The following is a 17,720-nucleotide window of genomic DNA, read 5'->3' on the forward strand; positions in this document are numbered from 1 at the left end:
GATAGGTGCATTAAAAAAACAAGGTCTACAGACCGTTGTTTTTAGCAAGCCACCAGTAATTGTTGCTTCAGCCTGTATGGCAGGACCGAAAGAAGCGGAGGGGCCACTGAAGAAAACCTTTGATAAAACCTTAGAAGATATGTACTACGGAGAAAAGACTTGGGAGAAGGCAGAACAAAAAATTTTTCAAGAAACCTTGGAATTGGCTATCAACAAAGCATCATTAACATCAGATAAAATTGACTACTTATTAGCAGGTGACCTATCAAACCAAATTATTGCTACCAATTTTACAGCTAGGAATCTTGGTATACCCTTCCTAGGATTATACGGAGCTTGTTCAACCCTGTATGAAAGCTTGATCTTGGGTAGTATGTTGATCGACGGAGGATATGCCAGGTATGTATTAGTGGGCGCTTCTAGTCATTATGCCACAGCAGAGAGACAGTTCCGCTTTCCCATCGAACAGGGTGTACAACGGGCCATGTCTGCTCAATGGACAGTAACCGGAGCGGGAGCCATAGTATTGGCAGCTCAGGGAGAAGGGCCAAGGATAACTCATGCTACTGTGGGCAGAGTGATTGACTTTGGTGAAGGAGATGCAAGTGATATGGGGGCTGCCATGGCTCCGGCCGCTGCGGATACATTGCTAAGACATCTTTCTGATACAGGACGGACAACCGCAGACTATAGCCTAATAGCCTCAGGAGATTTAGGCAAATACGGCAGGGAACTGGTGGTCAGGCTTGCCGAGGAACAGGCCGTTAAACTTTCGGATACTTATGTAGATTGCGGTGTGTTGGTCTTTGATGAAAGCCAAGACACCCATGCGGGGGGAAGCGGTTGTGCCTGCTCAGCTGTTGTGACCTGTGGTTATATTTTAAATGGAATGAAAGAGGGATGGATTAAGACTTTTTTGGGTATTGGTACAGGTGCCTTATTGTCTCCATGTAGTTGCCAACAGGGTGAAACCATTCCTGGTATTGCCCATGCAGTTGCCTTAGAAAATTAAGGGGGTAAGAGGATGCTGCTCAAAGCTTTCCTAGTTGGGGGTGCCATTTGCTTAATCGGGCAACTTCTCATGGATTTGACCAGTTATAAAATTACCCCAGGCCATATTTTAGTGGGCTTTGTTACTGTTGGAGTAATTGTTAGTGCTCTGGGTCTTTACCAGCCTCTAGTTGATTTTGCCGGAGCAGGAGCCACTGTCCCCTTAACAGGTTTTGGACATCTTTTAGCCCAGGGGGCTATAAAAGAGGCACAAAATTCAGGGATACTGGGTGTTTTTAAAGGTGCTTTAAGTGCTGCTTCGGGAGGGATAACTGCAGCGGTATTGTTCGGTTATCTGGCTGCCCTGATTTTTAAACCCAAGGGATAGGTGGTTTAAATGAATCAGAAGAGAAATGTGATTTTGGTTACAGATGGAGATCAAATTGCCCGGCGTACCCTAGAGATAGCCGCTAAAAATGTAGGGGCCCGTTGTATCTCCATGTCAGCCGGTAATCCCACTCGATTAAGCGGGAAAAAAATGGTGGACTTAATAAAATCTGCTGCCCACGATCCGGTTATTGTGATGTTTGATGATAAAGGAGCTGAAGGTCAAGGCTTAGGAGAAAAGGCCATGATGGAAGTATATAATAGCCCTGATATTAATATTTTGGGAGTATTGGCTGTGGCATCCAATAGTAGCTGCTGTGACGGTGCCAGGGTTGATGTATCGATAACCGATTCTGGAGCAGTGGTTAAGGGTCCTGTGAATAAATTTGGCAGAACCACCAAGCGAAAGGAGCTCCAAGGAGATACCGTGGAGATACTAAACGATCTTGATGTTCCGGTAGTTGTTGGTATCGGGGACATTGGTAAAATGTACGGAGCCGATGATTACCATTATGGGGCGCCTATAACGACCCAGGCATTACTAGAAATTATAGAAAGGAGTGGTTATCAATGGGAGCGACAGCCGTAGAAAAGGAAGCACCAAAGGTATCATCAAACTTGGAAAGAAATATTGCCTACCTCAATACTGTTATGGGTCATGGAAAAAGTTTTGATATTGTGTTGAGGAGATTTAATGTAGCGGGTAAAGAAATTGCCATTTATTTCGTCAACGGCTTTGTAAAAGATGACGTAATGTCTCTCATTTTGCGTAACCTAGATGAACTAAAGAGACCAGAGGTTTCTCCCGGCAGCCTTAAAAAACTTTTTAACGAACACATTAATCACATTCAAGTAGAGACAGTCAATGATCTGGAAAAAATTATTGATCAAGTCTTAAGTGGACCCCTTGCCTTATTAATTGAGGGTGAAGAACAGGCACTGATTATTGACTTAAGGATGTACCCTTCCCGTTCTCCCCAGGAACCCGATCTGGAAAAGGTGGTTCGCGGACCCCGGGACGGTTTTGTGGAAACCCTATTAATGAATACATTATTGATCAGGCGTCGCTTAAGGGACCCACGACTGAGGAATGAAGTTATGCAGGTGGGCACCCGCTCAAAGACCGATGTTGTTATTTCATACATAGAGGACATTGCCAATCCGGATATGGTTAAAAGGATTAAGGAGAATCTACAGAAAGTAAAAATTGATGGCATTCCCATGGCGGAAAAGGCCATTGAGGAATTGATAGAGCCCGGGAAGTATGGGCACCTATTCCCTAAAGTACGGTTTACTGAGCGTCCCGATGTAGCTGTAACACACCTGCTGGAGGGCAGAGTCTTGATTATGGTGGACACGTCACCTAGTGTTATTATCGCACCTTGTACCCTGTGGGATCATCTTCAGTCAGCGGAGGAGTACCGGGAGGGACCGCCGGTTGGCGTATACATCCGATGGGTTCGTTATCTAGGTGTGCTGGCTGCCTTATTCCTGTTGCCAGTGTGGTTCCTTTTTGCCATCCAACCGGAGCTGTTGCCACCGGCATTAAAGTTTATTGGGCCCAACGAACCAGGGAAAATACCCCTTATTGGTCAGTTTTTACTGGCTGAATTGGCCATTGATATGATCAGACTGGCCACTGTACATACGCCTAGTCCCTTGGCAACCTCCACAGGTATCATAGCAGCTTTATTGGTGGGAGACGTGGCCATCAGTGTGGGACTTTTCAATGCAGAGGTGGTAATGTATACGGCCATGGCAGCGGTGGCCTCCTTTATGATTCCCAGTTATGAACTCAGTTGGGCAGTAAGATTGGTAAGATTGTTCCTGCTGTTGACCACAGCTGCCTTCCGTCTACCCGGATTGCTGATAGGTTCGCTGTTAGTCTTAGTTTATCTAATAAGTACAAAATCCGTGGGTGTTCCATACATGTGGCCCTTAGTACCCTTTAATTACAAAGAAATGATGTCAGTGCTGGTTCGTACACCTGTGGATATACGGAATACAAGACCATCAATCTTTAAGCCCCAGGATCCTATCCGACAAGCAGTATCTGAACCCGCTCGTAAACCAGAAAAGGGTAATAAAAATGATCAGTAACTATTAATTTTTTAGCCTGTTGAAAAAGTAGGCAAAGAAGGATTTCATTATCTAGAGTGACACGAGATCATGAAATTCCTACTAGAGAAGTTTATCAAAAAACTCTAAAGCCCTGCATAGCTGCGGGGCTTTAGAGTTTTTGAGCTATTTGATATTCTTCTGGTGTATTGACATTAAAAAATATTTTATCCCAGTTGTATTGAGGGCGTTTGTATATATCAAAATAGTTTACCTGGACAAGATCATAAAAGGATTTAATTCGTGGTCGTTCTATTTGTAAAGCCTGTTCCACTGCCTGAATACAGTCTTTCCGATAAGCTGCGTACAAGGGTTGCAAATATTCACCCTGTCGGGGGACCACAGCCTGATAATAACTGAGATTGGACGTCAGTTCCTGGGCAAGCTGGGGGTTCACGAAGGGCATATCGCAGGCCACGAAAAAAGCACCATTTGTAGTAATATTTTTCAGTCCACTATGAATACCGGAAAGGGGACCCCTATTGAGAATAATATCACAATATATAGGTAGGTTAAAGTGAGAGTATTGATCTGGTTGGTTAGAAATAATAATGATTTGTTGAAAAAAAAGTTGCAATTTATCAATTATAGTTTGAATAATTGATCTGCCATGGAACTCCAGCAGTGCTTTGTTTGTTTTCATACGACTACTGCTGCCACCTGCTAAAATTACCGCAGAATAAGGACATTTTTTGTCCAAAAGGATTCACATCTTTCTTTTGTGAGATTTTTATTAATACACATACAGCCTCTTATAAATAATTTTACTCGTGAAAAATATCCATAATAGCATAAATATTACGATAAATTAAGAACCGCTATTATAGTGTGCAAAAAAGCCCTGAAAAACCAGGCTATGGATAAACTAGTATTTTTAATTGTCTTGAAAATATAATATTATTATACGTGTACTAAATAATTTTGGAAAGGAGGGGCTGTTTTTTAATAACTTAATTTTTTATCCTAATAAAGGTAATTTGGTTATATTTAACCATATATTACAAGTTTATGAAATTTTCTGATAGTGATATAGGGTTAATGTTGCAAAGCATATGAGTTCTTTGGCATAATGGACAAGAGAGGACTCAATGATAAATTGGGAGATGGTTTAAGACCTTGTCCCAGGAAAGACTACAAATAGAAAGGGGAGTGAACATCTTCTTCGAGGGAATTTTTCAACCAACTCATCTGGTACTTATTTTGATTGTGGTGCTAATAATTTTTGGTCCAGGCAAGCTACCTGAAGTAGGCAAAGCCATGGGAAAAACCGTAAGTGAATTTAGAAGGGCTACTTCAGCCAGCCTAGAGCAGGCAGAGAAAAAAGAAAAAATTGCTCAGGCTAAGGAAGAAGAAAAACAGTAAACTATTATAGAGAGAATCCCGGTTAAAACCGAGGAGGTTAAAGTTATATGAAAAAAATAAGCAGGCGCGATTTTCTAAAAAATATTGGACTTGGTACAGCAGGATTGGCCTTAATGGCCAATCCTGCCATGGCCTCCCAGTCCGACACTAAAATTACAGGCGGGAATTTACCCTCCAAAATTAGAAAAGTAAAAGAAACCTATACAGTGTGTGCCTACTGTGGCTGTGGCTGCGGTATTTTACTTTACACCAATGATCAAAATCAGCTTATCTTCTGTGAAGGAGATCCGGATCATCCCATCAATGAAGGTACTTTATGTGCCAAGGGCTCCGGTATTATTGACGTCTATAATGTTGTCATGAAAAAGAAAGGCCGGGTTATAAACAAGCAAAGGATATTAAAGCCCCTTTATCGTGCACCTGGCAGTACTAAATGGGAAGAGAAGAGCTGGGATTGGGCTTTGACAGAAATTGCCAAGCGGGTGAAAAAAACTCGGGACGAATCCTTTGTGGAGAAAGATGAAAAAGGCATTCGGGTAAACCGTGCCACTGGTATTGCTACCTTTGGTAGTGCTTCGTTAGATAACGAAGAAAACTACCTACTACACAAAATGTTTAGATCTTGGGGTTTGATCAATATCGAACACCATGCCCGTATATGACATAGTCCCACAGTAGCCGGTCTGGCTGCTTCTTTCGGACGTGGGGTGATGACTAACCACTTTGTGGACTATAAAAATAGTGATGTTTTCTTAATGATCGGTTCCAACTCAGCAGAAACCCACCCGCAGGCCATGCGGTGGATTTTGAAGGCTAGAGATACCAGAGGTGCCAAGTTAATAGTTGCTGATCCAAGACTTACCAAGTCAGCCAGCATGGCAGACCTTTTTGTGCGACACCGTCCAGGTACCGATATTGCTTTTATTAACGGAATCATGAAATACGTTATTGAGAATGAACTGTATCATAAGGAATATGTTATTAGCTATACGAATGCTAGTTATTTAATTAACCCAGATTTTAAATTTAAAGATGGTGTGTTCTCCGGGTTTAACATGAAGGATGGTAAGGCCAGCTATGATACCACCTCTTGGCAATATCAGAAAGAAGGAGAAGACATTAAAAAAGATCCTACTTTGCAAGATCCCCATTGTGTCTTCCAAATACTAAAGAGACATGTAAGTCGTTACGATATCAAAACTGTTTCACGTATCACAGGGGTACCAGAAGATCAGTTTAAAAAGGTATGTGAAATATACAGTACTACCGGTAAGCCTGGTAAAGCTGGTAATGTTATCTATGCCATGGGAATAACCCAGCATACACATGGTTCTCAGAATGCTCGCGCCCTTTGTGTTCTGCAACTTTTATTGGGTAACATTGGGATACCAGGCGGTGGCGTAAATGCCCAGCGTGGGGAATCCAATGTTCAGGGTTCCACGGACATGGCGATGCTCAATCACCTGTTGCCGGGTTATATTGGGATGATTTATGCCGGTAAACATAATACTTTAAAAGACTATTTAGAGAAGGAAGTACCTAAAACTGGTTATTGGTCTAATAAGGGAAAATTCCTTGTTAGCTTATTAAAGGCTTGGTATGGCGGTAAAGCAACCAAAGAAAATGATTTTGGTTATGATTTTGTACCCAAACATGATGGTAAAAATCGTACCCATATGGGTATATTTGATGAATTATCCAAGGGTACCGTTAAGGGAATGTTTGCCTGGGGGCAGAATCCTGCTGTGGGTGGGCCTTCAGCTTATCAAGAACGTAAGGCCATGGAAAAATTAGATTGGCTGGTAGCGGTTGATTTGTTTGAAACCGAAACTGCAGCCTTTTGGCATCGTCCCGAGGCAGATCCCACAAAGATTAATACAGAGGTATTCTTTTTGCCGGCAGCCATGTCCTATGAAAAAGAAGGAACGGTTGTCAACAGTGGTCGTTGGGCTCAGTTCCGCTACAAGGCAGTTAACCCGCCGGGTGAGGCCAAGAGCGATCTGTGGATTGCCGATAAACTGTTTAAGGCAGTGAAGAAGGAATACCAGAGTGGTGGTAAATTCCCCGATGCTATTATGAATATGGTATGGAACTATGATCAACCCGGCCACGATGAGCCTAATATAGATAAGATTAATGTTGAAATTAATGGTTATGAAGTAGGTAGTGGTAAGACTTTGCCTAGTTTCGCCAAGTTGCAAGATGACGGCTCAACAGCCTGTGGTAACTGGGTATATGCTGGGTTCTGGTTTGAGGACAAAGATGCTAAGGTTCCAGCTGCTAAGAGACGCATCAAAAAGGATCCTACTGGTTTAGGGCTTTATCCCCAGTTTGCCTTCTCATGGCCTGCCAACCGTCGTATTGTGTATAACCGCTGTTCTATGGATGCTAAAGGGAATCCTTGGCATGCAGAGAAGACGATTATTAAATGGGATGCGTTGGCCAGTAAGTGGGTGACCTATGATGTACCGGACTTTGGTATTACTAAGCCCGGGGCAGACCCCCTAGGTTTGCCAGAAGTCATACCTCCGGAAAAATCTGCAGCAAACCCCTTCATTATGTTAGATGAAGGACATGGTCGTCTCTTTGCCGTAAAAGGTGTGATAGATGCACCTATGCCGGAGCATTATGAACCAGTGGAAAGTCCCGTTAGAAATATCATGTCTAAACAACAGAACAATCCAATCTTTGTTAAGTTTAAGGGTGACTTTGAGAAAGTTGCAGGTGCTGCCAATGATAAGTACCCAATTATTGCAACCACCCATCGGGTTGTTGAACACTACCAGAGTGGTGCGGTAACTCGGAACTGTCCTACCCTAGCAGAAGCATCTGCCCATATGTTTGTAAATATATCACCTAAGTTAGCCCAGAAATTGGGTGTAAAGATGGGTGATGATGTGATTGTTGAGACGCCAAGGGCCCAAATTACTTGTAAAGCAGCTGTGAACCCGGTTTGCCTGCCTTTACGGGTAGACGGTAAAGAATTAGAAGTAGTTGGTATGCCCTGGTGCTTTGGTTACCAAGGTGTTACCTCCGGTGCTACAGCCAATGATTTAACCCCCAGTGTTGGAGATCCCAATACCAGTATTCCGGAATACAAGGCTTTTGTAGTTAATATTAAAAAAGCCGGCAGGGGGGTGTTTTAAATGGCAAAGGGCGTATTAGTTGACATAACTCGTTGCATGGGCTGTAAATCTTGTCAGGTTGCCTGCAAGCAGTGGAACGATCTACCTGCTAGCAATCCCGCCTTTGCAAATGGTTTGACCAGTCCGCCGGATATGGATGGCTATACCTACACCACTGTTAAAATGGAAGTAATAGAAAGGGATAGAGACTATATTATTCGGGGGGCCAAGCGACAATGTATGCATTGTGAACACCCAGCCTGTGCCTCTGCCTGCTTTGCCAAGGCGCTGCAAAGGGACCCGAAGACAGGTGCAGTGCTATATTACCCGCACCTTTGTGTGGGTTGTCGTTACTGCATGTTGGCCTGTCCCTTTGATATTCCTAAATATCAATGGGATAAACAATTTCCATTAGTAGCAAAGTGCCAGTTTTGTTTTGACCCCGAGGGGAAATATGACCGCTTGGGTCGTGGGTTAGCTCCGGCCTGTGTTGACACCTGCCCCACCGGCGCACTGAAATTCGGTGAGAGGGATGAACTGCTAAAAGAGGCTTGGAGCCGTATTAATAGTAATCCTAAGTATTTAAAAAAGGTTATGGGGGAAAAAGAAGCCGGCGGTACTTCCTGGCTCTACATCTCCGACGTACCCTTCGAAACCTTTGGTTTCCGTCCAAACTTGGGTATCAAGCCGTTGCCAGAGTATTCCCACAACTTCCTAAAGTGGACACCTATTATTGCTATGGGGTGGGGAACTTTATTAACTGTCTTGTACCACTATACCAAGCGACGTGAACAAATTGCTTCGGAAGGCGATAAAAATGTTCACATGTAGGTGCGGAAAAGAGAGGAACTAAATGGTTATTGGGGGGGAAAATTATGTCGGAAAATAAAGGATTGCTTAAAGAAATTGCTGAATATAAGTGGAAGTTTACCATGACACCTGCCCGCAAAGTATTACTTTTATTGGCCGGCCTTGGCGTAGTGTGTATGCTGTACCGCCTAGCCACAGGGCTGGGTACTTCCACCAACCTGAGTGATAAATGGCCCTGGGGGCTTTGGATCGGGTTTGACGTACTGACTGGTGTGGCTCTGGCTGGCGGTGGTTACGGAACAGCCATTATCGTGCATGTACTGCACCGTAATAAGTACCATGCCATTGCTCGCAGTGCCATGTTAACTTCCTTACTGGGTTACCTGTTAGTCATGGCGGGGCTTTTTATGGACATTGGTCAGTGGTTTAACTTTTGGCGTCCCTTTGTATCCTGGGGACATTCTTCAGTATTATTTGAAGTGTTCTGGTGCGTGTCCTGTTACACCACCGTTCAGGTATTGGAGTTTGGAGAAATTGTGACGGAAAAGGTTGGTACTAAGTACCATGAGGCCTTTAAGAAAGCGTTACCGGTACTAATGATTATTGGTATTGTGTTCCCGACGCTACACCAATCTTCATTGGGTGCACTTTACCTAATTATGGTGGATAAACTTTATCCTCTGTGGTGGTCACCCTACATTGGCTTATTATTCTTAATGTCTTCCTTCTTTGTCGGGCCTGCCATGATTTGTGTTGAAACAGCATTGGCTGGCAAAGCCTTTAACCACGAAGTACCCATTCCTGTATTACGGGGTCTGGTTAGGATATCCGGGGTATTCATGGTTCTTTACCTTGGTTTGAAGCTCTATGATTTGGCTAACCGTGGGGTATTTAACCTGATGTTTGAGGGAAATTTAGAAGGGAACTTGTTCTTGCTGGAAATTATTCTGGGGATTATTATCCCGATAATTATTGCCTTCAGTGGTATGAGCAATACCCGTAGGGGTCTTGTTACCTTTGGTGTCTTGGTAAGCGGCGGTCTAATATTTAACCGTATGAACGTTGTCTTTACCGGCATGTCCGCTGCCATTGGTGGATGGTACTTTCCTTCTATTATGGAATGGTCTGTGAGTATTGGTCTAGTCGCCATCGGCTGCCTGGTATATTGCTTTATCGTTGAAAATTTTAACATTTTGGAGCATGGGGAACACAAGGTAATAGCTTAAACGGATATCAAAGGAGCTGCTCTAATGGAAACGAAGAAAAATGCAGAGAAATTAGCCAACTTTTATCTAGATATAATGGAACAAGAAAATGAATTTGAAGCATTAGAGTGGAAAATAGATTTAGACTCTGAACAAGTGATTCGGTGGTATCAAGGGGAAGCGGCTCTTTCTTTGGCGGCACCGGACATTCCAGAAGAAATTGTATTTAATCGGTTTATTAATGTGGCCCGGGCCTGTCAGAAATGGCAGGTCGGACCACTGCCTGTTACTAATGAGTTTATAAACAACCTAGAAAGACTTAATGATTCCAAAAGGAAGGAGTTTATAAACGCATTATTTAAAGTGGCAGGAAACAAGGCTTGGATCAAAGGACTAAATGTATCCCCAGAGTTTCTTGATTTTATAGCGCAAATTACCTTTAAACCCATTCTAAATGCCTATGGGGAGGCCGTACTAGACAAAGTTGAGTTGGATAAATGGTCCCATAGCCATTGTCCCGTTTGTGGAGATCAACCTATTATGGCCAAGTTCTCCGGCAAAGAAGGCTATCGAATACTTCATTGTGGGCGATGTGAGACCGAATGGCGCTATAAGCGGCTGGGTTGCCCCTACTGCAAAGAAGAAAATGCTTCCCAGGCAACCTTTATAACAATGGAAGATTTTAAGCAATATCGGGTCTACTTATGTGAACGGTGTAAAAGTTATTTGAAGACGGTGGACGAGCGGTTGGCCGGGGAAGTGGATCTGTTTTGTGAAGATTTAGCCACTGTTGAGTTAGATCGGTTGGCCCAGGCTGAAGGTTATCAGCGGGGCCATAGGCGGCAACAAACCTAACAGGGCTAATTTGTTGTGTAAAGGCTTATGCCTTCGCCTAAAGGCTCTCGTGCCCTTTAGGCGAAGGCATAAGCCAAGTTTTCTTTGCAGAACAGAAGGAGGTTACTACTTTGTTAGAAGAACATGACCAAACGATGATGGAGCATCTGGAAGAATTGCGCCGGGTGCTAATCATATCTTTAATTGCTACTTTTATTATGGCAGGGGTCTGTTGGTTTTTTAGTGATCAAATACTGGAAATCATACTGCAACCTGTTCTTGCCACTGGTAATAAAATGCATTATATCGGAATTATGGAAGCCTTAATGACAAAGATTAAGCTCTCTGTATTTTTGGGTTTCCTGACAGCTTTACCCATTATTTTGTGGCAATTCTGGTCCTTTATTATGCCGGCACTGCGCAAGGTAGAAAAAATTTATTTTACTATTTTTGTCATCATATCCTACGTATTCTTTATCGGAGGTATCTTGTTTGCCTTTTATACGGTATTTAATATAGGAGTTAAGTTTTTGCTCCATTTCGGTGGGGAAGAGCTTTTACCTATGTTAACGATCGGAAATTATGTTTCCTTTGCCATGATGTTTATCTTGCCCTTTGGGGTAATTTTTGAACTTCCTTTGGCAGTTTTCCTATTAGCCCAACTGGGAGTTATTAACTATCAGTGGATGGTTAAAAAACGAAAAATGGCTATTTTGATATCGGTTGTGGCAGGGGCGGTTCTGGTTCCTTCACCAGATATTATTACACCTTTAATGATGGCTACACCAATGTATTTACTATTTGAAGTGGGCGTAACAATTGTTAAAGTTGTAGAATGGTCAAAGAAACGTAAAGCGAAAAAACAAGCCCAAGAGGATCAGATCCCAGAGACTGAGCAAGAAGAATAACATTAACACCAAAGGTAAAGATTAGACAAGTAGTGCTAAGCCAATAAAAGAGACCATAGAGGTCTTTTTTATTGGCTTTTTATATTTTTAACCTTATACAAGGGAACCCTCCCTTCCTGGTGTCAGCAATCCGGACATAAAAATATACAAAAATTTTTGTATATGTCAGCTATCTGTACATAACAACGAAAAGGTATTTTTTAAAAAGTGTAGAAATTAAATATATAAACAAATGTACAGTAAATAAACATTTTCTAAAAGGGGGGATGTCCCTTAGTTATACAATTTATAGAAATAATCATTAGTGGTTTTAGTTTGTTTTTAGGAGGAATGTTAGGTGGGACAACGTGAACAATGGGGAAGTAGATTTGGCTTCATCATGGCGGCAGTGGGATCTGCCGTAGGCTTAGGGAACATATGGAGATTTCCTTACATGGCCGCTGATAACGGCGGTGGTATCTTTTTTCTTTGTTACTTATTTGCTCTGTTAACTGCAGGAATTCCCATTATGATTTTGGAATTTGGTATTGGACACAAGTACCGTGGAGGCGCTCCCCTTACCTTTGCACGTATAAATCGTAAGTGGGAATGGCTGGGTTGGTGGCAAATTTTAGTATGTTTTTTCATCGCTGTATATTATGTTGTGGTTATTGCTTGGGCCATTTCCTTTACTGGTTTCTCTATTACACAAGCCTGGGGAGATGCTCCAAAAGACTTTTTCTTCGGTAATTACCTACAGTTAACTGGTGGACCATTTGAATTAGGTGGAATTAATACACAAATTTTATTGCCATTGGCCCTTGCTTGGGTTATTGCTTTTATTTCTATCTACACTGGGGTAAAGTCTGGTATTGAAAGAGTAGCTAAGGTACTGATTCCTATTTTATTTTTTATGGTCGTAATCATTGCAATTCGCGGAGTGACTTTGCCTGGGGCAGCGGCTGGCTTAAATTTCTTATTCGAACCTGATTTTAGCAGATTAACAGACTTTAAGGTTTGGACTGCCGCCTATGGTCAAATTTTCTTTGATTTAAGTATTGCATTTGCAATTATGATTACTTATTCTAGTTATCTTCCAAAAAATTCTGACGTTGTAGGCAATGCTTTTACAACCTGTTTAACCAACTGTAGTTTTAGTTTGTTAGCTGGTATGGCAGTATTCAGTATTCTTGGCCACATGGCTTTAACTCAAGGTGTTCCAGTAAGTGAAGTTGCGGGTGCCGGTGTTGGTCTGGCTTTTATTACCTTCCCAGCAGCCATTAGTACATTAGGTAGTGCTGCTCCTATTTTTGGAGTGCTGTTCTTCCTAGCATTGACCTTTGCTGGAATAACTTCATTAATTTCTATTAACGAAGCAGCCATTTCTGCTATTATGGATAAATTCGATCTAGGGCGAAAGAAGGCAACTGTTCTATATACCGGAACTGCTGCAGTATGCAGCCTGTTGTTTGCAACGGGTGCGGGTCTATACATTCTCGATATTGTTGACCACTTTGTCAATAACTTTGGCATTGTATTTGGCGGTTTATTAGAAGTTCTGCTAATTGGTTGGATGTTTAATCTAAAATCCATTAAAGATCATGTAAACCCAATTTCCGACTTTAAGATTGGTAACTGGTGGATCTTCTCAATTAAAATAGTTACTCCACTGGTTGCAGGTTACACAGGAATCATGACTTTAATTGCAGACTTGCAGAAACCCTATGAAGGTTATCCCCAGGACGCCTTATTCTGGCTCGGTTGGTTTTTGATGATTGTGATAATGGTTGGTGGATTCCTAATGGCTTCCGTAAAATGGAGAGATGAACAATCTCTGGTTAAAGGGGGCGTAACACTTGACAGGTAGTGCGATATTTATGATGGTCCTGGCTATGGTTTTACTTTGGGGTGGTGCAGCCTATTTTCTAACTATGGCCATGAAAAGAAAATTCTAATGTGTGTAAGAAGTCCTGGAATATCAGGACTTCTTAATTTTTTTAGCAGATCAGAAAGTATAAAAACTTCTCGATATAAGGGCAAACTAAGGCCCTATCTGCTTATGCCCTTCAGGGTGTGTCAAAGAAATTTTAAAATTTAATATTAGAATTACAAATCATTCCAGTTACTGATAAACATAATCTTTTTTTAAAATGATCACACTATAACTGGATCTAGTTTAGATAGGAGGGTTAAGATGGAAATTAAGGCAGATAAACAAAGAGCCTTTAACACCAGTACCATGACATCCAGTGGGAATTATAATGCCCGAAGTGCAGAGGAGTTGTCAAAGGAAATTGGTATTGATGTTAAACCCTCACACAAGATGGACTCAAAACAGTAACCCTGATTCCTAATAAACTAAAACGGAGGGATAAACATTGGCTAAAAGAGGTAAAAACCAAGAAATGTTACAAGGTACAGTGAACAAGACGGGGAATATGATGGAGGAGTTAGGTACTGAGCTGGGTTTAACGGAACAGCCCAAAGAAAGTAAAAAAAATAAACTGAAATAAAGTTAAGGCCGGGGTTATCCCGGCCTTAATCTCTGGGTATAAATCCGATGGTTTTTCCAGTTTTTTTGGTAGGTTTTACCCGGGATAGGATATAAATTTCCTGCTGTTCAGTCTGATTAAAATACATACTGACAAAAACATAGTCTTTTGCCAACATCTTGTTGGCCTCATCCAAACCAATAACCCTGATTAACTCTGTAATGGTATCACTACTTCCTACGGAGATACCACCCAGTCCACCGGAACCACAAGAGCTACAACCCATTGGATACCCTCCCCTAAATCAGTTTTTGGAATATGTTTCATTAAATAATCTAAATAGATTATAGCAACTTTTTATTAAAAAAGCATATGCAAGTGAAAATTTGCCAATACTACAGGATGGATTTGTTGTAAAGGAGGGATTGATGATGCCTGTTCGGGTGGGTATACCTAGGGCTTTGTTTTATTATTATTACTTTCCCCTGTGGAAAGAATTTTTGGAACAACTGGGTGCGGAAGTGGTTGTTTCTGACCGTACAACTAAAGAAATTCTGACAAGAGGGCTAGAGCATTGTGTGGATGAAGCCTGCTTACCAATAAAATTAGCCTTTGGTCATGTGCAAAACCTTGCCGATAAAGGAGTAGATATAATATTTCTACCTAGAATAGTGAGTGTAGCAAAACAGGAATATATTTGTCCAAAGTTTCTAGGATTTCCAGACATGGTGCGACAAAATATCAAAAATCTGCCCATGATCATGGATACTAACATTAATTTGAGGAAGAGGAAAAGTGATGCTGGTATTTTTGCTCGAGAAGTTGGAACAGCTATTGGAAAAGGGTCCGTTAAATCTAGGCTGGCATTTTGGCAGGGCCAATATAAACACAAAGGATATCTAAGATTGCTGGAACAAGGTTTGCTACCTGATGAAGCCATATCCGTATTGGATGGAAAAGAACGCAAGGACAAAGTCTCTGACACAGACCTAACAGTGGCTGTTATCGGTCATCCCTACAACATTTACGATCCTTTTATCAGTATGAATATAATAAACAGATTAAAAAATTTAGGGGTTCAAGTGTTAACTGCAGATAACCTAACGGAACAAATGATTAATCAGGGTGTTAAACAACTTCCCAAAAAGTTATTCTGGACACTTTCAAGAAGAGTGACCGGTGGGGCTTTATATTATCATGAAAAGGGAATGGTGGATGGTATAATCCATGTGGCTGCCTTTGCCTGTGGGCCAGATTCAATGACAGGTGAATTAATTGAACGATTTATTCGGAGAGAAGGAAAAATGCCATTCATGAACATTAATTTAGATGAACATACAGGAGAAGCGGGAATCGTTACCAGGGTAGAAGCTTTCTTAGACATGATGCGGTGGCGGAGGGCGATTGTATGAAGGTAACCTTCCCGCACATGGGATACATGTACATATCCCTTAAAGGAATGTTAGAATATCTGGGCATTGAGGTGGTGCCGCCACCTCCCTGTAGTAAAAGAACTTTGAACCTAGGAGTGAAACATTGTCCTGAGTTTGCCTGTTTACCTTTAAAACTAAATGTGGGGAATTTTATTGAGGCAAGGGAAATTGGGGCAGACACTATTATGATGGCAGGCGGATGCGGGCCTTGTCGTTTTGGTTATTATGCCTATGTTGAAAATGAGATTTTAAAAGATTTACAAGTACATTTTAATTTAGTGGTGTTGGAACCACCGGAAAAACATATTGGGGAACTGTTGGGTCGCATTAAAAAAATTACCGGCAATCAACCATGGGTTAAGGTGATAAAAGCATTAAGATTTGGTTATCTCAAGGCAAGGGCTGTGGATCAGGTAGAAAAGAGTTCTTTCCAAAAACGTCCCAGAGAGTTGATAAGGGGTGCAACAGACAGAGCCCTCAAACAAGCCATCCATGAAATAGACAGCGCCCAGACCCCCCAGGAGTTAACCACTGCTGAGGAGAAATCCCGAGAAATCATGGAAAGTATATCTATAGATATCAATCGCCCGGTTTTGAAAGTGGCCCTAATAGGAGAAATATACACGTTATTAGAACCCTTTGCCAATGGTAATATAGAGCGACATTTGGGTAACTTAGGGGTTGAAGTGGATAGGTCGATGATGTTAAGTGAGTGGATCAATGATCACTTATTTATGGGTTTGATTAGAAATGCGCCCAGTAGCAAACGATTTATTAAAGTGGCTTCTCCGTATTTGAATCATTTTGTGGGTGGACACGGACAGGAAACCATTGGGGCTGCTGTATGGTATGGGCAGCAGGGTTTTGATGGCGCTTTACAGATTTTACCTTTTACATGTATGCCAGAAATTGTGGCACAAAGTATTTTACCAAGCGTCAGTGGGGACACCGGTTTACCAGTGATGACGTTAATCATGGACGAACACAGTGGTGAAGCCGGCATGGTTACAAGATTAGAAGCATTTGTTGACTTATTGCAAAGACGAAATGAACAGAAGGAGGCATTAACATCCTAGTGAAAGGTTATCTGGGAATTGATGTTGGCTCCGTTAGTACAAACATTGTATTTATGGATGAACAAACCAATGTCTTAGAAAGCTTGTATCTCCGTACCAATGGGCAACCAGTGGCTACGGTTCAAAAGGGTCTGGGACAAATTAAAGAAAAGCTACCCGCTAAGGTGGTGGTTAGAGGGGTAGGGACCACGGGAAGTGGTCGACAACTTACAGGTATTGTGGTGGGAGCAGATGCAATAAAAAATGAGATTACAGCACACGCAGTTGCTGCGTCTCACCTAGTCCCAGGTGTTCAATCGGTATTGGAAATCGGCGGTCAGGACAGTAAAATTATTATTCTCCGAAATGGTGTTGTTACAGATTTTGCCATGAATACGGTTTGTGCTGCGGGGACAGGAAGCTTTCTCGATCAGCAGGCCAGCCGGCTAAATATTGCCATTGAAGAGTTTGGGGATATTGCACTCCGAGGTTCGACACCTGTACGTATTGCCGGTCGTTGTGCCGTTTTTGCTGAGTCCGATATGATTCATAAACAACAGATGGGTTACAATCTTGACAATATTTTAGCAGGACTATGTGAAGCCTTAGTAAGAAATTATTTAAATAACGTTGGCAAGGGTAAGGAAATTTTAGGCCCAGTGGTCTTTCAGGGCGGCGTTGCAGCCAATGCTGGAATGAGAAAGGCCTTTGAAAGGGCTCTAGGTCTAGAAGTGCAGATACCAAAATACTTTAATGTGATGGGTGCCGTAGGTGCGGCCATGCTTGCCAAAGATGCAGTTTCCAAGGGGGTTCCTACTCAATTCAAGGGCTTTGGTGTAGCCGATATGGAATATAAGGCTGGCAGTTTTGAATGTGATGGTTGTCCTAATCTTTGTGAAGTAATCGAAATGGCGGAACAGGGCAAGATCATTGCCCGCTGGGGAGATCGCTGTGGTAAGTGGTCCAATGCCCTGGCAACCAGAGAAGCCTCCAGAAGTTGTTGATGATTATAAAATATTACT

At 42.1% G+C, this 17,720-nt stretch carries 19 protein-coding genes; 17 read left to right on the forward strand and 2 right to left on the reverse strand.

Going from position 1 to position 17,720, the window contains the following annotated elements; genetic code table 11:
• The first annotated feature begins 1 nt into the window (after position 1).
• Genes spoVAD through DRED_RS05990 form a run of 4 tightly spaced genes read left to right on the forward strand, consistent with a single transcriptional unit; the run spans position 2 to position 3,477 of the window.
• Entirely contained in the window at positions 2 to 1,012 is a 1,011-nt protein-coding gene (spoVAD, locus tag DRED_RS05975; RefSeq protein WP_041274493.1) for a stage V sporulation protein AD, read from the forward strand.
• 12 nt (positions 1,013 to 1,024) lie between these two features.
• Entirely contained in the window at positions 1,025 to 1,378 is a 354-nt protein-coding gene (spoVAE, locus tag DRED_RS05980; RefSeq protein ID WP_011877469.1) for a stage V sporulation protein AE, read from the forward strand.
• Between the two features lie 9 nt (positions 1,379 to 1,387).
• Positions 1,388 to 1,966, forward strand: a complete 579-nt coding sequence (gene spoVAEA, locus DRED_RS05985) for a stage V sporulation protein SpoVABEA (protein WP_011877470.1) — start codon at positions 1,388 to 1,390, stop codon at positions 1,964 to 1,966.
• Complete coding sequence (locus DRED_RS05990) at positions 1,948 to 3,477, forward strand: spore germination protein (RefSeq protein WP_011877471.1); 1,530 nt, start codon at positions 1,948 to 1,950, stop codon at positions 3,475 to 3,477. The genes spoVAEA and DRED_RS05990 overlap by 19 nt, the downstream gene beginning before the upstream one ends.
• Before the next feature lie 130 nt (positions 3,478 to 3,607).
• Here DRED_RS05990 and mobA read toward each other — a convergent pair whose 3' ends face one another.
• Positions 3,608 to 4,195 carry a molybdenum cofactor guanylyltransferase gene (gene mobA / locus DRED_RS05995; RefSeq protein WP_011877472.1) on the reverse strand — a complete coding sequence of 196 codons (588 nt, stop codon included), beginning with the start codon at positions 4,193 to 4,195 and terminating at the stop codon, positions 3,608 to 3,610.
• A 416-nt stretch (positions 4,196 to 4,611) separates the two neighbouring features.
• On the opposite strand from mobA, the gene tatA reads away from it, so the two are divergent.
• The 10 genes from tatA to DRED_RS19520 all read left to right on the forward strand — a co-directional run bounded on the left by tatA (position 4,612) and on the right by DRED_RS19520 (position 14,231).
• Complete coding sequence (gene tatA / locus DRED_RS06000) at positions 4,612 to 4,857, forward strand: twin-arginine translocase TatA/TatE family subunit (RefSeq protein WP_011877473.1); 246 nt, start codon at positions 4,612 to 4,614, stop codon at positions 4,855 to 4,857.
• A 47-nt stretch (positions 4,858 to 4,904) separates the two neighbouring features.
• Complete coding sequence (gene fdnG, locus DRED_RS06010; protein ID WP_156779606.1) at positions 4,905 to 8,003, forward strand: formate dehydrogenase-N subunit alpha; 3,099 nt, start codon at positions 4,905 to 4,907, stop codon at positions 8,001 to 8,003.
• Positions 8,004 to 8,813, forward strand: coding sequence for a 4Fe-4S dicluster domain-containing protein (locus DRED_RS06015; RefSeq protein ID WP_011877476.1), 810 nt, complete (start codon positions 8,004 to 8,006; stop codon positions 8,811 to 8,813).
• 44 nt (positions 8,814 to 8,857) lie between these two features.
• Entirely contained in the window at positions 8,858 to 10,018 is a 1,161-nt protein-coding gene (gene nrfD / locus DRED_RS06020; protein WP_011877477.1) for an NrfD/PsrC family molybdoenzyme membrane anchor subunit, read from the forward strand.
• Between the two features lie 24 nt (positions 10,019 to 10,042).
• Positions 10,043 to 10,852 carry a formate dehydrogenase accessory protein FdhE gene (locus tag DRED_RS06025; RefSeq protein WP_011877478.1) on the forward strand — a complete coding sequence of 270 codons (810 nt, stop codon included), beginning with the start codon at positions 10,043 to 10,045 and terminating at the stop codon, positions 10,850 to 10,852.
• 110 nt (positions 10,853 to 10,962) lie between these two features.
• Positions 10,963 to 11,739 (forward strand): twin-arginine translocase subunit TatC, encoded by a 777-nt coding sequence (tatC, locus tag DRED_RS06030; RefSeq protein ID WP_011877479.1) that lies wholly within the window; start codon positions 10,963 to 10,965, stop codon positions 11,737 to 11,739.
• 337 nt (positions 11,740 to 12,076) lie between these two features.
• Complete coding sequence (locus tag DRED_RS06035) at positions 12,077 to 13,585, forward strand: sodium-dependent transporter (protein ID WP_011877480.1); 1,509 nt, start codon at positions 12,077 to 12,079, stop codon at positions 13,583 to 13,585.
• Positions 13,575 to 13,673 (forward strand): MetS family NSS transporter small subunit, encoded by a 99-nt coding sequence (locus DRED_RS18630; protein ID WP_156779607.1) that lies wholly within the window; start codon positions 13,575 to 13,577, stop codon positions 13,671 to 13,673. Before DRED_RS06035 ends, DRED_RS18630 begins: the two co-directional genes overlap by 11 nt.
• Positions 13,674 to 13,912: 239 nt before the next feature.
• Positions 13,913 to 14,059: a hypothetical protein gene (locus DRED_RS18635; RefSeq protein WP_156779608.1), complete on the forward strand. Its 147-nt coding sequence runs from the start codon at positions 13,913 to 13,915 to the stop codon at positions 14,057 to 14,059.
• Positions 14,060 to 14,096: 37 nt separating this feature from the next.
• A complete protein-coding gene (locus DRED_RS19520; RefSeq protein WP_274376907.1) occupies positions 14,097 to 14,231 on the forward strand; it encodes a hypothetical protein in 135 nt (44 codons plus the stop codon).
• Between the two features lie 25 nt (positions 14,232 to 14,256).
• On the opposite strand, the gene DRED_RS06040 is transcribed toward DRED_RS19520, so the two are convergent.
• Positions 14,257 to 14,496 (reverse strand): hypothetical protein, encoded by a 240-nt coding sequence (locus DRED_RS06040; RefSeq protein ID WP_011877481.1) that lies wholly within the window; start codon positions 14,494 to 14,496, stop codon positions 14,257 to 14,259.
• Between the two features lie 145 nt (positions 14,497 to 14,641).
• Between DRED_RS06040 and DRED_RS06045 the strand changes: the two genes are divergently transcribed.
• Genes DRED_RS06045 through DRED_RS06055 form a run of 3 tightly spaced genes read left to right on the forward strand, consistent with a single transcriptional unit; the run spans position 14,642 to position 17,702 of the window.
• Positions 14,642 to 15,622 carry an acyl-CoA dehydratase activase-related protein gene (locus DRED_RS06045; protein WP_041274494.1) on the forward strand — a complete coding sequence of 327 codons (981 nt, stop codon included), beginning with the start codon at positions 14,642 to 14,644 and terminating at the stop codon, positions 15,620 to 15,622.
• Positions 15,619 to 16,719 (forward strand): hypothetical protein, encoded by a 1,101-nt coding sequence (locus tag DRED_RS06050; protein WP_011877483.1) that lies wholly within the window; start codon positions 15,619 to 15,621, stop codon positions 16,717 to 16,719. Before DRED_RS06045 ends, DRED_RS06050 begins: the two co-directional genes overlap by 4 nt.
• Positions 16,719 to 17,702: an acyl-CoA dehydratase activase gene (locus tag DRED_RS06055; protein WP_011877484.1), complete on the forward strand. Its 984-nt coding sequence runs from the start codon at positions 16,719 to 16,721 to the stop codon at positions 17,700 to 17,702. Before DRED_RS06050 ends, DRED_RS06055 begins: the two co-directional genes overlap by 1 nt.
• Positions 17,703 to 17,720: the final 18 nt, after the last annotated feature.

Origin of the sequence: Desulforamulus reducens MI-1, assembly GCF_000016165.1 — a bacterium.
GTDB lineage: Bacteria > Bacillota > Desulfotomaculia > Desulfotomaculales > Desulfotomaculaceae > Desulfotomaculum > Desulfotomaculum reducens.

Excerpts from the sequence above, each read along its gene's own strand:
- nrfD (WP_011877477.1), top strand. The coding sequence starts at position 8,858 with ATGTCGGAAAATAAAGGATTGCTTAAAGAAATTGCTGAATATAAGTGG.
- DRED_RS06050 (WP_011877483.1), top strand. The coding sequence starts at position 15,619 with ATGAAGGTAACCTTCCCGCACATGGGATACATGTACATATCCCTTAAA.
- DRED_RS06045 (WP_041274494.1), top strand. The coding sequence starts at position 14,642 with ATGCCTGTTCGGGTGGGTATACCTAGGGCTTTGTTTTATTATTATTAC.
- DRED_RS05990 (WP_011877471.1), top strand. The coding sequence starts at position 1,948 with ATGGGAGCGACAGCCGTAGAAAAGGAAGCACCAAAGGTATCATCAAAC.
- spoVAE (WP_011877469.1), top strand. The coding sequence starts at position 1,025 with ATGCTGCTCAAAGCTTTCCTAGTTGGGGGTGCCATTTGCTTAATCGGG.
- DRED_RS06025 (WP_011877478.1), top strand. The coding sequence starts at position 10,043 with ATGGAAACGAAGAAAAATGCAGAGAAATTAGCCAACTTTTATCTAGAT.
- spoVAEA (WP_011877470.1), top strand. The coding sequence starts at position 1,388 with ATGAATCAGAAGAGAAATGTGATTTTGGTTACAGATGGAGATCAAATT.
- DRED_RS06040 (WP_011877481.1), bottom strand. The coding sequence starts at position 14,496 with ATGGGTTGTAGCTCTTGTGGTTCCGGTGGACTGGGTGGTATCTCCGTA.
- DRED_RS06015 (WP_011877476.1), top strand. The coding sequence starts at position 8,004 with ATGGCAAAGGGCGTATTAGTTGACATAACTCGTTGCATGGGCTGTAAA.
- DRED_RS18635 (WP_156779608.1), top strand. The coding sequence starts at position 13,913 with ATGGAAATTAAGGCAGATAAACAAAGAGCCTTTAACACCAGTACCATG.